The organism is Massilia sp. BGA-UO-ETr-WB1 (genome assembly GCF_059567845.1).
This window is the reverse complement of record NZ_JCAQOT010000025.1, coordinates 389,664-407,472: the sequence shown is the minus strand read 5'-3', so window position 1 is coordinate 407,472 and position 17,809 is coordinate 389,664. Positions and strand designations below refer to the sequence as shown.

Genomic DNA, 17,809 nt, shown 5'->3' with positions numbered 1-17,809 from the left:
ATTTGCAGCACTATCTGCTAACAAATTAACAAGTATGCCGAGGTACCAATGCCGTCTCCCGATCTCTCCAAACTGAAAATCGAACGCAACCCGCAGGCACAGGTGCCGGGCCAGCGCTCGCGCCGCCGCAAGTGGCTCAAGATCGGGCTCGCGGTGCTGGCGCTGGCGGCGGCGGGCTTCGTCGTCAGCCGCCAGGCGGGCGGCAAGGCGGACGTGGAAACGGTGACGGTGTCGCAGGCTTATCCCGCGCAGAACTACACGCTGCTCAACGCCACCGGCTACGTGGTGGCGCAGCGCAAGGCGGCGCTGTCGTCCAAGGCCACCGGGCGCCTGGAGTGGCTGGGCGTGCTGGAAGGCTCGCGCGTGAAGAAGGACGAGGTCGTGGCGCGGCTGGAGAACCGCGACGTCAGCGCTACGCTGGGCCAGGCGCAGGCCAACATCAAGGTGGCGCAGGCCAACCTGGAACAGGGCCAGGCCGAACTGCAGGACGCGCAGCAGGCCTTCAAGCGCGCGGGCGAACTGCTGGACCAGAAGTTCATCGCGGCGGCCAGCTACGACAGCGCGCTGGCGCGCTACAACAAGGCCAGGGCGGCCATCGCGGCGCAGCGCGCGGCCATCGCGGCGGCGCAGGCCAATGCGCAGGCGGCGCAGGTGGCGCTGGACCAGACCGTGATCCGCGCCCCGTTCGACGGCGTGATCCTGACCAAGAGCGCCAACGTGGGCGACAACATCACGCCCTTCTCTTCCGCCGCCGACAGCAAGGGGGCGGTGGTGACCATCGCCGACATGGATACGCTGGAAGTGGAGGCGGACGTGTCCGAATCGAGCCTGTCGAAAATCAAGGTGGACCAGCCGGCCGAAATCCAGCTTGACGCGTTCCCCGAGCTGCGCCTGGCCGGCGTGGTGTCGCGCATGGTGCCGACCGTGGACCGCAGCAAGGCCACCTTGCTGGTGAAGGTGCGCTTCATCGACCGGGATCCACGCGTGCTGCCGGACATGAGCGCCAAGGTGGCCTTCCTGTCCAAGCCGGTGCCGCCGGAGGACAAGGCGCCGGTGACGGCCGTGCAGCCGGCCGCCATCGCCACGCGCGACGGCAAGCCGGTGGTGTTCGTGGTGGCGGACGGCAAAGCGCGGCTGGTGGCCGTGGGCAGCGGCCGCAAGGTGGGCGAGCTGGTGGAGGTCAAGGGCGTGAAGCCGGGCGACAAGGTGGTGTCGAACCCGGACGCCAAGCTGCAGGACGGCCAGCCGGTGTCGGTGGCGAAGAAATGACGGCGCCCGGCAAGGAAGCGCTGGTGCGGATCGAGCACCTCGTCAAATCCTACCAGCGCGGCGGCCAGCACGTGCCGGTGCTGACCGACATCACGCTCGACATCCAGGCCGGCGACTTCACCGCGCTGATGGGCCCGTCCGGCTCCGGCAAGAGCACCCTGCTGAACCTGATCGCCGGCATCGACAAGCCGGACTCCGGCCTGCTGCGCGTGGACGGCCTGGACATCGCGTCCATGTCCGAGACCGACCTGGCGCACTGGCGCTCGGCCAACGTGGGCTTCATCTTCCAGTTCTACAACCTGATGCCGGTGCTGTCCGCGTTCGAGAACGTGGAGCTGCCGCTGCTGCTCACGCCCCTGTCCCGCCGCGAGCGGCGCGAGCGGGTGGAGCTGACCCTGTCCATGGTGGGCCTGTCGGACCGCATGGACCACACGCCCAACGAGCTGTCCGGCGGCCAGCAGCAGCGCGTGGCCATCGCGCGCGCCATCGTCACCGACCCCACGCTGATCGTGGCCGACGAACCCACCGGGGACCTGGACCGGCAATCGGCCAGCGAGGTGCTGGCGCTGATGCAGCAGCTGAACCGGGAACTGGGCAAGACCATCATCATGGTGACGCACGACGCGCACGCGGCGCAGCAGGCGCGCACCCTGGTCCACCTTGAAAAAGGCGAGCTTATCGCCACGCCCGCCTAGCCGGCCCGCGCCACGTATCTGCCATGTACCAGCCATGTACCTGCTCAAGCTGATCTCCAAGAACGCCCTGCGCCACAAGCTGCGCACGGCGCTGACCGTGCTTGGACTGGTGGTGGCCACGCTGTCCTTCGGCCTGCTGCAAACCGTGGTGGACGCCTGGTACGCGGGCGCCGAGGGCGCGTCCAACACCACGCTGGTCACGCGCAACGCCACCTCGCTGGTGTTCCCGCTGCCGCTGGCCTACCAGGCCCGCATCCGCGCGGTGGACGGCGTGACCGGCGTGGGCTACGCCAACTGGTTCGGCGGCGTCTACAAGGACCCGAAGAACTTCTTCGCGCAATTCGCCATCTCCGGCCAGAGCTACCTGGACATCTACCCGGACTACCTGCTGCCCGAGGAGGAGCGGTCCGCCTTCCTGCGCGACCGCAAGGGCGCCATCGTCGGCCGCAAGCTGGCCAACCAGTACGGATTCAAGGTCGGCGACACCGTCCCCATCAAGGGCACCATCTATCCCGGCCAGTGGGACTTCGTGGTGCGCGGCATCTACGATGGAAAACAGGACTCGACCAACACCGCCACCATGTTCTTCCACTGGGACTACGTGAACGAAGGCCTGAAGAAGATCTATCCGCGCCGCGCCAACCAGGTGGGCGTGTACGTGGTGCGCATCGCCCGCGCCGAGGACGCCGCCGCCACCTCCAGCGTGATCGACGGCCAGTTCCGCAACTCGCTGGCCGAAACGCTGACCGAAACGGAGAAGGCGTTCCAGCTCGGCTTCGTGTCCATGTCCGAAGCCATCGTGGTGGCGGTGCGGGTGGTGTCCTTCGTGGTCATCGTCATCATCATGGCGGTGATGGCCAACACCATGGCCATGAGCGCGCGCGAGCGGCTGGGCGAGTACGCCACGCTCAAAGTGCTGGGCTTCGGGCCGGGCTACCTGGCGGCGCTGATCTTCGGCGAGTCGCTGCTGCTGTCCGTGTTCGGCGCCGCGCTCGGCGTGGCCCTGCTGTTCCCGCTGGCGGCCATCATCGGCTCCGCCATGGGCACCATGTTCCCGGTGTTCCAGGTGGCGCCGCTCACCGTGCTGCTGCAGGCGCTGGCCGCGCTGCTGATCGGCGTGGTGGCGGGCATTGCGCCGACCATCCGCGCGGTGCGCGTGAACATCGTCGAGGGCTTGAGGAGCATAGGCTGATGCGGATTCCCCTCTCCTACATCGCGCGCAACCTGTGGGCCAGGCGCCTGACCACCGTGCTGACGGCCAGCGGGCTGGCGCTGGTGGTGTTCGTGTTCGCCACGGTGCTGATGCTGGACGAAGGCCTGCGCACCACGCTGGTCACCACCGGCGAATACGACAATGTAATCCTGATACGGCGCTCGGCCGAAAGCGAAGTGCAGAGCGGCGTGGAGCGCGCGCAGGCCAATATCGCCGCCAGCCACGCCGCCATTGCGCTCGGCGCCGATGGCCAGCCCATGATCTCGAAGGAAACCGTGGTGCTGATTTCGCTGCTCAAGCGCGGCTCCGACAAGCCATCCAACGTGGTGATACGCGGCATAGACCAGCGCGGGCTGGTATTGCGGCCGCAGGTGAAGCTGAGCTCCGGCCGCATGTTCCGGCCCGGTGCTTCGGAGATCGTGGCCGGGGCCAGCATCGCCAAGCGCTTTGCGGGTGCGGGCATCGGCGAGAAGCTGCGCTTCGGCCAGCGCGAGTGGACAGTGGTGGGCCTGTTCGACGCCGGCAACAGCGGCTTCGACTCCGAGATATGGGGCGACGCGGACCAGCTGATGCAGGCTTTCCGCCGCAACGGCTATTCGTCCATGGTGCTGCGGCTGGCCGACAGCGCGCTGTTCGAGCGCTTCAAACAGGACATCGAGTCCGACCAGCGCCTGACGCTGGAGGCCAAGCGCGAGCAGACTTTCTATTCGGACCAGTCGCGCGCGCTGTCCACCTTCATCAGCATCCTGGGACTGACGCTGTCCATCATTTTCTCGATCGGGGCGATGATAGGCGCGGCCATCACCATGTATGCGTCGGTGGCCAACCGCACCGGCGAAATCGGCACGCTGCGCGCGCTGGGCTACCAGCGGCGCAACATCCTGGCCGCATTCCTGGCCGAGTCCATGCTGCTGGCGCTGGCCGGCGGCGCCGTGGGGCTGGTGTTCGCGTCCTTCATGCAGTTCCTGTCCTTCTCCACCACCAACTTCCAGTCCTTCTCGGAACTGGCGTTCGGCTTCCGCCTGGACGGCGCCATCGTCGTCAAGACTTTGCTGTTTTCGCTGGTGATGGGCTTCATCGGCGGCTTCCTGCCCGCCGTGCGCGCCGCGCGCATGAAGATCGTGGACGCGCTGCGCGCGGCTTAGCCTTTCTTGATCCCTTCCCTGATCCGCCCTGCCATTGCCTGCGCGCTGGCGCCCAGCATGATGGTGTGGTGGTTGCCCGGAACTTCGATCTGCTCAAGTTCATCGGCCACCAGCGCGCCCCAGCCCAGGTCCGGTTCGCCGAACTGCTGCGCGAAGCCTTCCGATCCGCTGAACAGCACCACCGGTACCGAGTCCGCTTCCGCCTGGCGCGGCGGCGCGTAGCTGCGCAGCGCCTCGTCGTTGGCGGTAGTGACGGCCAGCATGTGGCGCACCTGCTCCTGCCCTGCCCCCGGCGGCAGCAAACCTTGCTGTTTGGCCGCTTCCAGCACCTGCAGCCACTGCTGGTCCGCCGCCACGCCGCGCAGGCTGTCCCAGTCCATGCTGATGGCGGGCAGCAGGATGCCGAGCAGCACCGCGTCGTCGCTGAGCCAGTCCTTGCTGGCCATCTGGCCGTAGGCGCCGTTGCGGTACAGAGGCTGCGCGCTGGCGTTCTGCGCGCGCGAATCGATCAGCGCCAGCATGACGATCTGGTCGCCCGCCTGGCGCAGCTGCCGCGCCATTTCATAGGCGATGCAGCCGCCCATCGAGTGGCCGACCAGCGTGTACGGGCCGGACGGCTGCTGCGCCTTGATCAAAGCGATATACGCCGCAGCCATGTCTTCGATGCGGCGCAGCGGCGCCGCTTCGCCTTGCAGGCCGCGCGCCTGCACGCCGAACACCGGCTGGCTGGCGCCCAGGGCGCGCGTCAGCTCCACGTAGCCCATGGTGTGGCCGCCGTAAGGGTGAATGCAGAACACCGGCGGCAGATTGCCGGTGCCGCGCATGCCGATCAGTTGCGAGCCGCGCGAAGCCCGGCCGGTGCGCAGCGCCTGCGCCAGCGCTTCCACCGTCGGGTTCTCCATCAGCACGGCGTTGGTCAGGCTGCAGTCGAAAGCCTGCTCCAGGCGGATGATGACGCTCAGCGACGACAGCGAGCTGCCGCCAAGGTCGAAGAAGTTGTCGCCAGGCTGCACCGAGCCGACACCGAGGATTTCTTCGAATACTTTTGCCACTTCCATTTCGTAGGCGTCGCGCGGTGCGGTGCGCGGGGCCGATGCAGTTGGTGCATCTGCCACTTGCGCAACTTCGGCGCGGGTCACGGCCTCGAAACGCGGGGCGGCCTGGGTGGCGGACGTGCGCGCTTCCGGCCAGTAGCGGTAGCGGTCGAACGGATACAGCGGCAAGGCGATGCGGCGGCGCGCGGCGGCGCCGTGCAGCTTGCGCCAGTCCGGCGTTACGCCGTGCGTCCACAGGCGCGCCAGGCTTTGCATGACGGCGGCGCAGTCGGAAGCGCCGGCCGCGGCCAGCGTCGGACCGGCGAAGTGCACGGTCTGCTTCAGCGGGTGGCGCTGGATGATGGCGCTGAAGGTCTGGCCGGGGCCGACTTCCAGGTAGATGCCGCCGGGCGCCTCCAGCAGCAGTTCCAGGCCTTCGGCGAAACGCACCGTCTGGCGCATGTGGCGCACCCAGTGGGCCGGATCGGTGGCCTGCTCCGCCGTCACCCAGGCGCCGGTCACGTTGGTGACGTAGGGGATTTGCGGCGCGCGCAGCGTTATGCCGGCGAACAGCGCTTCGAACTGGCCCAGTATCGGGTCGAGCATGGCGGAATGGAAGGCGTGCGAGGTCGGCACACGCTTGCTGCGCAGGCCGGCCGCAGCCAGCGGCGCCGCCAGCGCGTCGATGCCTTCCATGGTCCCGGCCAGCACGCAGGCGCGCGGGCCGTTCACCACCGCCAGGTCCACGCCCTTGCCCAGGAAAGCCTGCACCTCGGCGGCGCTGGCTTCCACCGCCAGCATGGCGCCGGCCGGCAGCTGCTGCACCAGCTGGCCGCGCGCGGCGATCAGCTTGAGCGCGTCCGGCAGGGACATCACGCCGGCCAGGCAGGCGGCCACGTATTCGCCGAGGCTGTGGCCCATCATGGCTTGCGGCTGCACGCCCCAGTGCATCAGCTGGCGCGCCAGCGCGTACTCCACCAAGAACATGGCGGGCTGCGTGATGGCCGTTTGCGCCAGCTGGCGCGCGGCCTGTTCCTGCGCTTCCGGCGCGGGATAGAGCAAGGCGCGCAGGTCCAGGCCCAGCAGGGGCAGCAGCAACTCGGCGCAGGCATCCACACAGTCGCGGAATTCGGGCGCGGTTTCGTACAGCTCGCGGCCCATGTTCACTTGCTGCAGCCCCTGGCCGGGGAACAGGAAGGTGAGCTGGCCGGCGGCACTGCCGGAGGCCGAAGCGGTGGCGGTGGCGGTGGCGGCGGAGGCCGAGGCCAGCGCTTCCAGCGCTTCCACGGCGCCGGCTGCATCGGCGCACACGATGGCGCGGCGCTGCGGCAGCTGCGCACGGCCGGTCTGCAGCGTGTAGGCCAGGTCCGCCAGGTTGGCGCCGGGATGCGCGCGCAGGTGCTCTGCCAGCCGCACCGTCATGGCGTTCAGCGCGGTGGCCGACTTGGCCGATAGCGCCAGCACCTGAGGCAAGCCGCCTGCCGCCTGGGATGCCGGGTGCTGCGCCGGTTGCTGGGCAGGCGGCTGCGCCTGTTCCAGAATCACGTGCGCATTGGTGCCGCCGATGCCGAACGAACTCACCGCCGCGCGGCGCGGCGAATCCGCTTCGGACCACTGCACCGCCGCCTTGTTGACGAAGAACGGGCTGTTTTCCAGCCCCAGCTTCGGGTTGGGCGCCTGGAAGTGCAGCATGGCGGGCACCACGCCGTGGTGCACCGAGAGCGCCGCCTTGATCAGCCCCGTCACGCCGGCCGCCGTATCCAGGTGGCCGACGTGCGCCTTGGCCGAACCCAGCATGCAGTATCCGCGGTCCGCCGTGTATTTGCGGTAGGCTTGCGTCAGCGCGGCCACCTCGATCGGATCGCCCAATGGCGTCGCGGTGCCGTGCGCTTCCACCAGGCCGATGCTGCGCGGGTCCACGCCCGCGCGCTGCAGCGCCTGGTCGATCACCTCGGCCTGGCCGTTCACGCTGGGAGCCGTAAAGCCCACTTTCATGCTGCCGTCGTTATTGATGGCCGAACCTTTGATCACGGCCCAGATGGTGTCGCCGTCGCGCTGCGCATCGGCCAGGCGCTTGAGCACCACCAGCGCGCCGCCGCTGCCGCGCACCGTGCCGCCGGCGCCCGCGTCAAAGGCGCGGCAATGCCCGTCCGGCGACAGGATATGGCCTTCCTGGTACAGGTAGCCGGTGCCATGCGGCACCTCGATCGATACGCCGCCTGCCAGCGCCATGTCGCAATCGCCCATCTGCAGCTGCTGGCAAGCCATGTGCACCGCCACCAGCGAGGTGGAACACGCGGTCTGCACCGTCAGCGCCGGGCCGCGCAGGTTCAGCTTGTGCGCCAGGCGGGTGGACAGGAAGTCCTTCTCGTTCAGGATGGTGGTCTGGAACAGCTCCGCCGCCGACTCCGGATTCGTGTTCAGGAAGTGCTGCAGGTATGCAGCGCGCCCGGTGCCGCCGTACACGCCGATGCGGCCGGCATAGCCTTCGCTGCTGTAGCCGGCATGCTCCAGCGCCTGCCAGCCCAGTTCCAGGAACAGGCGCTGCTGCGGGTCCATCAGTTGCGCTTCGCGCGGCGGATAGCCGAAGAACGGCGCGTCGAAGCAGGCCACGTCGTCCAGGATGCCTTTGCGCTTCACGTAGCGCGGGTCGTCGATCAAGTGCTGCGGCACGCCCGCGTCCAGCAACTGCTGGTCGCTCAGCTCCGTAATGGAATCCACGCCGCCGCGCAGATTGGCCCAGAATTCCTCCACATTGGCGGCGCCGGGGAAGCGGCCTGCCATGCCGACGATGGCGATGTCCGTGCGCCCTGCCGCGCCGCCTGCGGCCGGCACGCTGCGCAGCGGGCCGTGGTTACGCTCGCGGAACTGCGCGTCCAGGTCCTGGCCGTCGCTCAGCGCGGTGCGCAAGTGGTTGGCCAGCGAGCGGATGGTGGGGAAGCGGAACAGGTCCATGGTGGGCACGGTCAGGTTCAGTTTCTCGTCCAGCTGCACCTCCACTTCCACCAGGCTGAGCGAGTGGCCTCCCACGTCGAAGAAGCTGTCGTCGATGCCCACTGCGGGCAGGTTCAGCACTTCCTGCCAGATGGCGGCGATCTGCTGCTCCAGGCGGTCGCGCGGCGGTGCGCTGGCGGCGTCGGCCGCCATGCCCGGCGGCGCCGGCAGCGCGCGGCGGTCGATCTTGCCGTTCGGCGTCATCGGCCACGCGTCCAGCAGCACGAAGGCGGCCGGCACCATGAACTCGGGCAGCTTGCCCTGCATGTGCGCGCGGATGGCGGCCGTGGTGACGGCCGCGCCTTCCTGCGGGATGGCGTATGCCACCAGGCGCTGGTCCTGGCCGGAATCGCGGCTGGCCAGCACCAGCGCTTCGCGGATGCCCTCATGCTCCATGATGACAGCTTCCAGCTCGCCCAGTTCAATGCGGAAGCCGCGCAGCTTGACCTGGTGGTCCAGGCGGCCCAGGAACTCCAGGCTGTCGTCCTGCAGGTAGCGCGCCAGGTCGCCGGTCTTGTACATGCGTTCGCCCGGCGCGCCGAATGGATTGGGGACGAAGCGCTCCTCGGTCAGGTCCGGGCGGCCCAGGTAGCCGCGCGCCAGGCCCACGCCGGCGATATACAGCTCGCCCGCCACGCCGCGCGGCACCGGCTGCAGCAGCGGGTCCAGCACGTACAAACGGGTGTTGGGCAGCGGATGGCCGATGCTGACGCATGTGGTATCCGGCGCCAGCACGGTCATGGTGGCGCAGACCGTGGTTTCGGTCGGACCGTAGGCGTTGATGAAGCGGCGCCCGGCGCTCCAGCGCTTCACCAGCTCCAGGTTGCACGGCTCGCCGGCGGTGATCACGGAACGCAGCGTCGGCAAGTCCGACGGGGACAGCAGCGCCAGCACGGACGGCGGCAGCGTCACCACCGAGACGGCGTGGCGGTTGATGGTGTTGACCAGCGCGGAGCCGGGCATCATGTCCATCTTGGGCGCAAGGCACAGGCTGGCGCCGGCGCACAGCGCGGTGAAGATTTCGCTCACCGATGCGTCGAAACTGAAGGAGGCGAACTGCAGCACGCGGCTGTCCTGGTCGACGTGGAATCCCTCCGCCATCGCATGCACCATGTTGGACAGGCCTTGGTGCTCCAGCATCACGCCTTTCGGGCGCCCGGTGGAGCCGGACGTGTAGATCACGTACACCAAGTCGTCCGGTCCGGACGCCAACGGCGGGTTGGCTGCGGATTCCTTCGCGATGCGGTCCCAGTCGGTATCCAGGCAGAGCACGCGCGCATCGCCGGCCGGCAGGCGCCCGCGCAGCGACTCCTGCGTCAGCAGCAGGCCGACTGCGGCGTCCTTCAGCATGTAGGCCAGGCGGTCCTGCGGGTAGTCCGGGTCCAGCGGCAGGTAGGCGCCGCCCGCCTTCAGGATAGCGATCAGGCCGATCACCAGTTCGGGGCGGCCGCGTTCCATGCTCAGGCCAACCAGCTCGCCCTGCTTCAGACCCTGCCCGCGCAGGTAGTGCGCCAGGCGGTTGGCGCGCCGGTTCAATTCGTCGTAGCTCAGCTCCTCGCAGCCCGATTCAGCGCTGCCGAAGCGCAGCGCGATGGCGGACGGCGCGCGCTCCACGCGCTGCTCGAACTGGCGGTGCACGCAGGCCATGGGGAACGGCGCGTCGGTGGCGTTGCGCGCTACGCTGGTGTCCAGCTCGCGCTGCGTGAGCATGGGCAGGCGTTCCAGCGCGATCTGCGGCGCCTGGGTGGCGGCCAGCAGCAAGGTCTGATAGTGCTCCACCAGGTAGGCGATGCTGTCCTGGTCCCACAGGTCGGTGTTGTACCAGCACACGCCGCGCAGCGCGCCGTCCACCTCTTCCACCACGAAGTCGACGTCGAACTTCACGCTGCGCAGTTCCAGCGGATAGGATTCGAGCTGCAGGCCGGACAGGTCCAGCTTCGCGCCGGCCAGTCCCATGCGCGCAGCCGCCAGGCCCTGCATGTGCGCCAGCTGCGCCTTCTGATACGTGAACGCCACCTGGAACACCGGGCTGCGGCTCATGTCGCGCGGCAGGCCGAGTTTCTCCACCAGCAGCGGGAACGGGAAGTCCTGGTGGTCCTTGGCGCCCACCAGCACTTCGCGCACCTGGTGCAGGAACTGCGCAAACGGCGTGTCGCCCGCCAGCTGCATGCGCAGCGCGCACGGGCTGGCGAAGTAGCCCACGGTGCGCTCGTAGCCTTCCGGCGGACGGCCGAAGCGCGGCGAGCCGACGGCCAGGTCGTCCTGCCCGGTGTAGCGGTACAACAGCGCGTAGAACGCGGCCAGCAACACCGTGTAGAAGGTGACGCCTTCCTGTTTGGCCAGCGCGCGCACCTGGCGCGTCAGTTCGGCGTTCAGCTCGAACCCGTGGCCGGCGCCGGCGTGGCTCTGGATCGGCGGGCGCGGACGGTCGGTCGGCAGGTCCAGGCTGGCCGGCGCGGCCAGCTGCTTTTTCCAGTAGGCCCAATGCTCGTCGCCGCGCGGCGACGCCAGCAGCGCGTCCTGCCAGCCCACGTAGTCGATATAGGACAGGCTGTGCGGCGGCAGTTCCGGCGCTTTGCCGGCCACGCGCGCCTGGTACAGCATGCCCAGTTCTTCCATCATGATGATCAGCGACCAGGTATCGGTGGCGATGTGGTGGCTGTTCAACAGCAGCACATGCTCGTTCGCGCCGCTGGAAAACAGGTGGCTGCGGAATATCGGCCCGTGCTTCAGGTCGAACGGCAGGTGGGCCGCTTCGGTCAGGCTGGCGTGCAGGCGCTGCGCGTCCCAGCCGCTGGCGTCCACCTGCTGGAAGCCTGTGGGTCCCTGCGGATGCACCAGCTGCACCAGTTCACCGTGCGGCGCGGAGTACGTGGTGCGCAGGACCGGGTGGCGCTGCACCAGGTCCTGCATTGCCCCTTCCAAGGCGTCCACATCGAGCCCGGTGCGGATGGTCCAGGCCATCGGCAGGTTGTACTCGGCGCCGTCCGGATTCAGGTTCCACAGGAACCACATGGCGCGCTGGCCACGGGAGAGGGACGCGGTGTGGCCATCCTGGCCGGGGAAATTGGTATGCATGGTGGGGTTTTCTGCTTAGTTGGGTGCTGCGTTGGGTGCTGCGTTGGGTGCGGCGGTGGACTCGGCGTCCGGAAGGCGGTGCGCGAACAGCATCGCTGCCGCGCCGGCGGCTGCCGCGCACATCAGGCTGGCCGGCACGCTGCTCAGCGCAGCCAGCTGGCCCCACAAGGCGGCGCCGGCCGCGCTGGCGCCCATGATGGCCATCTGATACATGGACATGCCGCGCGCCCTCACCCAGTCGGGCAAGGCCAGCTGCACGGACAGGATCAGCGCGTTGGCGGTGGAGATCCAGGCCATGCCGGCCACGAACATGACCGGTGCGGCAACGTAGACATTCGGCGACAGCGCCACCGCCAGCATGGTGGCCGACTGCAGCAGCGCGCTGCCGGTGACCAGGGCGCGGCGCGGCAGCGCCTGGCGCAAGGCGGGCAGCAGCAGCGCCGCCGCCACGGTGCCCGCGCCCATGCAGGCCAGCAGCACGGTAAAAGTGCCGGCCGCGCCGCCATGCAGGCCGCGCGCCAGCAGCGGCAGCAGCGCCAGCAAGGCCGTCGAATGGAAGAAGAACAGGAAGATGCGCGCCAGCGCCGCCTTCATATGGGTGGCCCCGGCCACGAAGCGCAAGCCCTCGCCCATGGAGCGCAGCAGGCCCTCCGGGGCGGCTGGCGCAGGCGCGTGCTCGCGGCGCCAGCGCATGATGAGGAAAGCGGACAATACCGACAGCACGGCGTTCAGCACGAAGACCCAGGCGCTGCCCGCGCCGGCGATCAACGCGCCGGCCAGCAGCGGCCCGACGATGCGGGACGCGTTCATGGACACGCCGTTCAGCGCCAGCACCGCCGGCAGCTGCGCGCGCGGCACCAGCTCCGGCACGATGGCCGCAAACACCGGCCAGCGCATGGCCAGGCCGATGCCGTTGGCGAAGGTCAGCACCAGCAGCAGCGTAGGCGTGATGGCGCCGGACAGCACCGCCGCGCACAGCAGCACGGCCACGCCGGCGACCCAGAACTGGGTAGCGATGAAATAGCGTCTGCGGTCCAGGATGTCGGCCAGCGCGCCGCTGGGCAGGCCAAGCAGGAACACCGGCAAGGTGGACGCGGTCTGCACCAGCGCCACCCACACCGGCGAGGTGGTCATGGCCGTCATCATCCACGCCACCGCCACGTCGTTCATCCACATGCAAACGTTGGCGATCAGCCAGGTGCACCACAGCATGCGGAAGGTTGGGTGCTGCAGGGGCGCGAGCGCGGAGGAAGGGGGAGACATGGAGAGGCAATGTTTTCGGGACCGGGCATTGTACTGGAAAGGCGCCCAAAAATCTTAAATAAATGCAACAATGATTTCCATTTTAATAATTTAGCGGAGGAATTTACAGACACAAGTGTAGATACTTTGTGTCACACTATGATGACCGCCAGACAAACTCTTTCAATCTCCGCCACACCCATGCCTTTGCCGACCTTCCGACCCTTGCTGTGCCTGCTGCTCCTGGCGGTGCTATTGGCGCAGGGCGCGCGCCATGCGCAGGCGGCGCAGGCGGCACCAGCGCGCAAGGTGCTGGTGCTGTATTCGCTCGGCTCGGACTCCGCCTCGGTATGGCAGCAGCTGGTGCACAAAGGCTTGTACCAGGAACTGGCCAGCAAGCGCGGAGGCGCCCCGCCCGACATTTTCGAAGAGCGCTTCGATTCGGTGCGCGTGGGCGAACAGGCTTCGCTGGACAGCATGGCGCCCTACCTGCGCATCAAGTACGCCAACGTGAAGCTGGACGCCATCGTCACCGAGAACTACCTGGCGGCTGGCTTCCTGAACAGCCATCCCGAACTGTTTCCCGGCGTACCGCGCTATTACGTGAACCACGGGCGCCGCAACTGGCGCCCCAACGACGGCGAAGCGCTGGAGCTGGCGCCGGACTACGGCCGCATGCTGGGCGTGATTCCGCTGGTGGCGCCCAGCGTCAAGCGCATCGTGGTGGTGGGCGACCAGACGCCGCGCGTGCAGGAATGGATCGCCGGCGTGCGCGCCGCCTCGCGCCCGTACAGCAAGCAGATCGCCTTCGACTACTGGGACAGGCAAAGCTTCGCCGACCTGTACCGCCGCACCGCCATGCTGGGCCAGGATACCGCCATACTGATGTTCGCCACCTACCGCGACAACAGCGGCGACAGCGGCCTGCCGTCGGACGTGACGCGCAAGCTGGCGGCGGTGTCGCCGGTGCCGGTGTTCACGCACGTGGAGTCGCTGGTGCTGCCGGGCGTGGTGGGCGGCTATGTGCTGAGCGGCGAAGCCATCGGCCGCGTGATCGCGCGCATCCTGCACGGCCAGCCGGCCGACTTGAGCGGCGTGCAGCGCTACATCTTCGACCATCCCACCGCCGAACGCCACCAGCTGCGCAACCTGCCGCCCGAAGCGCTGCTGCGCAACCGCCCGGTGGGCGTGTGGGAGCTGTACCGCTGGCAGATTATTTCGGGCGTGACGCTGATCCTGCTGGAGGGCGTGCTGATCACGGTGCTGGTGCGCGTGCTGCGCTCGCGGCGCACCGCGCTGGCGGCGCTGAACGACGAGCGCAACAACCTGGAAGACCGGGTGCTGCAGCGCACGCTCGAACTGCTGACGGCAAACACCAAGCTGGAACAGCTGGCCACCACCGACCCGCTGACCGGCATCGCCAACCGGCGCCGGATGACCGAGCAGATCGCCAAGGAGCTGGACCGCGCGCGCCGCTACAAGCATCCGCTGGCGCTGCTGATGGTGGACATCGACCACTTCAAGCGCATCAACGACACTTACGGGCACGAGGTGGGCGACCAGGCCATCGTGGCGGTGGCCGGTGCCCTGTCGGCCGCCATGCGCAGCATCGACCTGGTGGCGCGCTTCGGCGGCGAGGAATTCGTGCTGCTGATGCCGGAAGCGTCGCTGGAGACGGCGGGCGGCGCTGCCGAGCGCCTGCGCGAGACGGTGTCCCAGCTGCGCATCGACCTCGATGGCGGCCTGACGGTTTCGCTGACGATCAGCGTGGGCGTGGCGGCTTCCTATCCGCAGGAAGCGCCCGATTCGCCCTCCTCCCTGCTGGTGCGGGCCGACAAGGCACTGTACCAGGCTAAGAAGGAAGGCCGCGACCGGGTGGTGCTGGCCGCGGCGTGACGGCTTACTCGGCGTCCGGCTGCTGCGCGGGGTGCGCGGCCTGGAACGCGGGCAACGCGGCGCAATTGGCGGCGATGCGCGCGATGTTCGGATACGGCGCCAGGTCCACCTCGAAACGCTCCGCATTGAACACCTGCGGCACCAGGCAGCAATCCGCCAGGGTCGGCGTGTCGCCGTGGCAGAAGCGGCCGGTGGCGCCGTCGCGCGCCAGGTGCGCTTCGAAGGTGGCCAGGCCCAGGCGCATCCAGTGCCGTATCCACTCCAGCTTTGCCGCCTCGTCCAGCTTCAGCGTATGCACCAGGTATTTGAGCACGCGCAGATTGCTGAGCGGGTGCGTGTCGCAGGCGATGGTCATGGCCAGCGCGCGCACGCGCGCGCGGCCCGCCGCGTCGGCCGGCAGCAGCGCAACCTGGGGAAAGCGCTCCTCCAGATACTCCATGATCGCCAGCGACTGCGTCAGCAGCGTGCCGTCGTCGTCCAGCGCCGGCAGCAGCGCGCCCGGGTTGACTTCGCGGTAAGCCTCGCCCAGCTGCTCGCCGCCGCCGCGCAGCAGGTGCACCGGCACCGCCTCGTAAGGCAGCGCCTTCAGGTTGAGCGCGATGCGGACGCGGTAGGCGGCCGAGCTGCGGAAATAGGTGTAGAGCTTCATGCGCCCTGCCCCTGCCGTCCCTGCCGCTCCTGGTAATGCGCCACGGTCTGGTCGATGGCGCCGAAGATGCTGGCGCCCTGCGCGTCGAACATCTCGATGCGCACGCTGTCGCCGAACTTGAGGAAGCCGGTGGCCGGCTTGCCGCCTTCGATGGTTTCGTACATGCGCACTTCGGCCAGGCAGCAATAGCCCACGCCGCCGTTGGCGATGCTGGAACCATGCAGGCTGCCCTGCTTGTTCGACACGGTGCCCGAACCGATGATGGTGCCGGCCGCCAGCTCGCGCGTTTTGGCGGCGTGCGCCACCAGCTGGGCGAAGCTGAAGGTCATGTCCTCGCCGGCGTTCGGCTTGCCGAAAGGCTGCGCGTTCAGGTGCACGGTAAGCGGCAGATGCAGCTTGTTGTCCGCCCAGTGCGCGCCCAGTTCGTCCGGCGTGACGGCCACCGGCGAGAAGGCGCTGGCCGGCTTGGAGTTGAAGAAGCCGAAACCCTTGGCCAGCTCGTTCGGGATCAGGTTGCGCAGCGAAACGTCGTTCACCAGCATCACCAGGCGGATGGCCTGGGCCGCGTCGGCGTCGCTGGCGCCCATCTTCACGTCGCCGGTGACGACCGCCACTTCGGCCTCCAGGTCGATGCCCCACTCTTCGGTCAGCGCGTAGATGTTGTCGCGCGGGCCGACGAAGCTGTCCGAGCCGCCCTGGTACATCAGCGGATCGGTGTAGAAGGAGGCCGGCACGTCGGCGTTGCGCGCCTTGCGCACCAGCTCCACGTGGTTGATGTAGGCCGAGCCGTCGGCCCACTGGTAGGCGCGCGGCAGCGGCGAATGGCAGGCGCTTTCGTCGAACGGCTGCGCGTCGGCGGCGCGGCCTTCGTTCAGGGCGGCGTACAGCGCGGCCAGCTGCGGCGCGCTGAAGTCCCAGTTGTCCAGCGCGGCCTGCAGGGTGGGCGCGATGCCGGCGGCGCTGACGCACTGCTTCAGGTCGCGGCTGACGATAACCAGGGTGCCGTCGCGGCTGCCGTTCTTCAGGGTGGCTAATTTCATTGCTTATTCTCCAGTGGCGGGGGCGTGCATCCAGGCGGCGTGCTTGGGCGCTTTCTTGGTCCTGGACCATTCTTCCAGCATGTCCCATTTGACTTCGTCCAGCTTGCGCATCATTTCCGGCGTGCCGGTGTTGACCGACAGCTCCAGGCGGTGGCCGTTCGGGTCGAAGAAGTAGATGGACTTGAAGATGGTGTGGTTGACGGGGCCGATCACGTCGATGCCGGCGGCGCTCAGGCGCTCCTTCGCTTCCAGCAGCTCGTCCATGCTGTCCACTTCCATGGCCAGGTGCTGCACCCAGGCCGGCGTGTTGTGGTCGCGGTCCATCGGCGCCTGCGTGGGCAGCTCGAAGAAGGCCAGCACGTTGCCATGGCCGGCGTCCAGGAACACGTGCATGTACGGGTCCGGCGCCTTGGTGGACGGCACTTCGTCTTCGGCGATGGCCAGCACGAAGTCCATGTTCAGGTGCTTGACGTACCACTCGACGGTTTGCTTGGCGTCCTTGCAGCGGTAGGCGACGTGGTGGATTTGCTTGATCTTCATGGTGGTCTCCCGGGGTCTGTCCAGCTAATGCCGATTATTTCCGCTATTAGACTCCCGAATCAGATATCATACAAACGGTATTTTTCAATCGATTTATCGGATTTCCCAATGAGTCCTACGCTGCGCCAGATGCGCGCCCTGGTCGCCATCGCCAAGACCGGCAGCTTCACGCTGGCCGCCGAATACCTGAACCTGACGCAGTCCTCGCTGAGCGGCCAGATCAAGGAGCTCGAGCAATTGCTGGGCGTGAAGGTGGTGGAGCGCAACACGCGCCGCGCGCAGCTGTCCGAGCTGGGGCGCGAGCTGTATCCGCTGTTCGACAAGATGATCGAGGACCTGGACGGCGCCATGGCCGACATCGCCAACCGCAAGGCGCTGAAAAAAGGCACGGTGCGGGTGGCGGCGCCGCAGATGATGGCCTGCACCCTGCTGCCGGAAGTGATCGCCGCCTACCGCGCGGCCTACCCGGCGGTGCAGGTGATGCTGGTGGACTGCCCGGTGGAGAACGTGTCCGGCCGCGTGTTCAGCGGCGAGGTGGATTTCGGCATCGGCCCGGAGCGCGACCCGGCGGCGGAGATCGCGGCGCAGCTGCTGTTCGAGATGCCCTTCGTGCTGGTGCTGCCGGTGGCGCATCCGCTGGCGGACAAGCAGAGCGTGACGTGGAGCGACGTCAACGAGCATCCGCTGATCGCGCTGCAGGGCCAGTTCACCGAGCGGCTGCTGCGCGACGTGGCGCTCAATCCCTACAACGAAGTCACTTTCATGACCACCGCGCTGGCCATGGTGAACGCCGGCCTGGGCGTGACGGCCTGCCTGCCGTACGCGGAACCGATGGTGAAGCTGTACGGCTTGCAGATGCGGCTGCTGCAGCAGCCGGAACTGACGCGGCGTTTTTTCGTCTACACCAAGAGCGCGCGCTCGCTGTCGCCCGCCGCGCAGAGCTTCGCCGACTTCCTGTTCCGGTTCGTGGCGGCCCACGAGTGGAACATCCCGCAGTCGTAGGACCCGGGCTCC

General features: G+C 68.1%; 10 protein-coding genes and 1 pseudogene. 6 read left to right on the top strand and 5 right to left on the bottom strand.

What is annotated here, in order from left to right; all coding sequences use genetic code 11:
• Positions 1 to 48: 48 nt before the first annotated feature.
• The 4 genes from AC56DV_RS19900 to AC56DV_RS19885 are packed head-to-tail and all read left to right on the top strand — an operon-like array spanning position 49 to position 4,322.
• Positions 49 to 1,269, top strand: coding sequence for an efflux RND transporter periplasmic adaptor subunit (locus tag AC56DV_RS19900; RefSeq protein ID WP_496315968.1), 1,221 nt, complete (start codon positions 49 to 51; stop codon positions 1,267 to 1,269).
• Positions 1,266 to 1,964 carry an ABC transporter ATP-binding protein gene (locus AC56DV_RS19895; RefSeq protein WP_496315967.1) on the top strand — a complete coding sequence of 233 codons (699 nt, stop codon included), beginning with the start codon at positions 1,266 to 1,268 and terminating at the stop codon, positions 1,962 to 1,964. The genes AC56DV_RS19900 and AC56DV_RS19895 overlap by 4 nt, the downstream gene beginning before the upstream one ends.
• 34 nt (positions 1,965 to 1,998) lie before the next feature.
• The gene (locus AC56DV_RS19890) at positions 1,999 to 3,156 is read left to right on the top strand and encodes an ABC transporter permease (protein ID WP_496315966.1); all 1,158 of its coding nucleotides are present in this window, start codon (positions 1,999 to 2,001) and stop codon (positions 3,154 to 3,156) included.
• Entirely contained in the window at positions 3,156 to 4,322 is a 1,167-nt protein-coding gene (locus tag AC56DV_RS19885; RefSeq protein ID WP_496315965.1) for an ABC transporter permease, read from the top strand. Before AC56DV_RS19890 ends, AC56DV_RS19885 begins: the two co-directional genes overlap by 1 nt.
• On the opposite strand, the gene AC56DV_RS19880 is transcribed toward AC56DV_RS19885, so the two are convergent.
• Positions 4,319 to 11,428 (bottom strand): hybrid non-ribosomal peptide synthetase/type I polyketide synthase, encoded by a 7,110-nt coding sequence (locus AC56DV_RS19880; RefSeq protein ID WP_496315964.1) that lies wholly within the window; start codon positions 11,426 to 11,428, stop codon positions 4,319 to 4,321. The genes AC56DV_RS19885 and AC56DV_RS19880 overlap by 4 nt on opposite strands.
• 24 nt (positions 11,429 to 11,452) lie before the next feature.
• A pseudogene (locus AC56DV_RS19875) lies at positions 11,453 to 12,691 on the bottom strand (MFS transporter); the annotation flags it as partial.
• Between the two features lie 180 nt (positions 12,692 to 12,871).
• Here AC56DV_RS19875 and AC56DV_RS19870 point away from each other — a divergent pair.
• Entirely contained in the window at positions 12,872 to 14,566 is a 1,695-nt protein-coding gene (locus AC56DV_RS19870) for a diguanylate cyclase (protein ID WP_496315963.1), read from the top strand.
• Positions 14,567 to 14,570: 4 nt separating this feature from the next.
• Here the strand turns inward: AC56DV_RS19870 and maiA are convergent, their stop codons facing one another.
• The 3 genes from maiA to AC56DV_RS19855 are packed head-to-tail and all read right to left on the bottom strand — an operon-like array spanning position 14,571 to position 16,795.
• Entirely contained in the window at positions 14,571 to 15,215 is a 645-nt protein-coding gene (gene maiA / locus AC56DV_RS19865) for a maleylacetoacetate isomerase (RefSeq protein ID WP_496315962.1), read from the bottom strand.
• The gene (locus AC56DV_RS19860; RefSeq protein ID WP_496315961.1) at positions 15,212 to 16,255 is read right to left on the bottom strand and encodes a fumarylacetoacetate hydrolase family protein; all 1,044 of its coding nucleotides are present in this window, start codon (positions 16,253 to 16,255) and stop codon (positions 15,212 to 15,214) included. Before AC56DV_RS19860 ends, maiA begins: the two co-directional genes overlap by 4 nt.
• A 3-nt stretch (positions 16,256 to 16,258) precedes the next feature.
• On the bottom strand, positions 16,259 to 16,795 hold the full coding sequence (locus tag AC56DV_RS19855) for a VOC family protein (protein WP_496315960.1): 537 nt from the start codon (positions 16,793 to 16,795) through the stop codon (positions 16,259 to 16,261).
• A 108-nt stretch (positions 16,796 to 16,903) separates the two neighbouring features.
• Here AC56DV_RS19855 and AC56DV_RS19850 point away from each other — a divergent pair, with 108 nt between their 5' ends.
• Positions 16,904 to 17,797 carry a LysR family transcriptional regulator gene (locus AC56DV_RS19850; RefSeq protein ID WP_496315959.1) on the top strand — a complete coding sequence of 298 codons (894 nt, stop codon included), beginning with the start codon at positions 16,904 to 16,906 and terminating at the stop codon, positions 17,795 to 17,797.
• The last annotated feature ends 12 nt before the right edge of the window (positions 17,798 to 17,809 follow it).

Bases quoted from the DNA above. Each gene is read 5' to 3' on its own strand.
- AC56DV_RS19855 (WP_496315960.1), bottom strand. From the start codon at position 16,795: ATGAAGATCAAGCAAATCCACCACGTCGCCTACCGCTGCAAGGACGCC.
- AC56DV_RS19860 (WP_496315961.1), bottom strand. From the start codon at position 16,255: ATGAAATTAGCCACCCTGAAGAACGGCAGCCGCGACGGCACCCTGGTT.
- AC56DV_RS19895 (WP_496315967.1), top strand. From the start codon at position 1,266: ATGACGGCGCCCGGCAAGGAAGCGCTGGTGCGGATCGAGCACCTCGTC.
- AC56DV_RS19885 (WP_496315965.1), top strand. From the start codon at position 3,156: ATGCGGATTCCCCTCTCCTACATCGCGCGCAACCTGTGGGCCAGGCGC.
- maiA (WP_496315962.1), bottom strand. From the start codon at position 15,215: ATGAAGCTCTACACCTATTTCCGCAGCTCGGCCGCCTACCGCGTCCGC.
- AC56DV_RS19850 (WP_496315959.1), top strand. From the start codon at position 16,904: ATGAGTCCTACGCTGCGCCAGATGCGCGCCCTGGTCGCCATCGCCAAG.
- AC56DV_RS19900 (WP_496315968.1), top strand. From the start codon at position 49: ATGCCGTCTCCCGATCTCTCCAAACTGAAAATCGAACGCAACCCGCAG.
- AC56DV_RS19880 (WP_496315964.1), bottom strand. From the start codon at position 11,428: ATGCATACCAATTTCCCCGGCCAGGATGGCCACACCGCGTCCCTCTCC.
- AC56DV_RS19890 (WP_496315966.1), top strand. From the start codon at position 1,999: ATGTACCTGCTCAAGCTGATCTCCAAGAACGCCCTGCGCCACAAGCTG.
- AC56DV_RS19870 (WP_496315963.1), top strand. From the start codon at position 12,872: ATGCCTTTGCCGACCTTCCGACCCTTGCTGTGCCTGCTGCTCCTGGCG.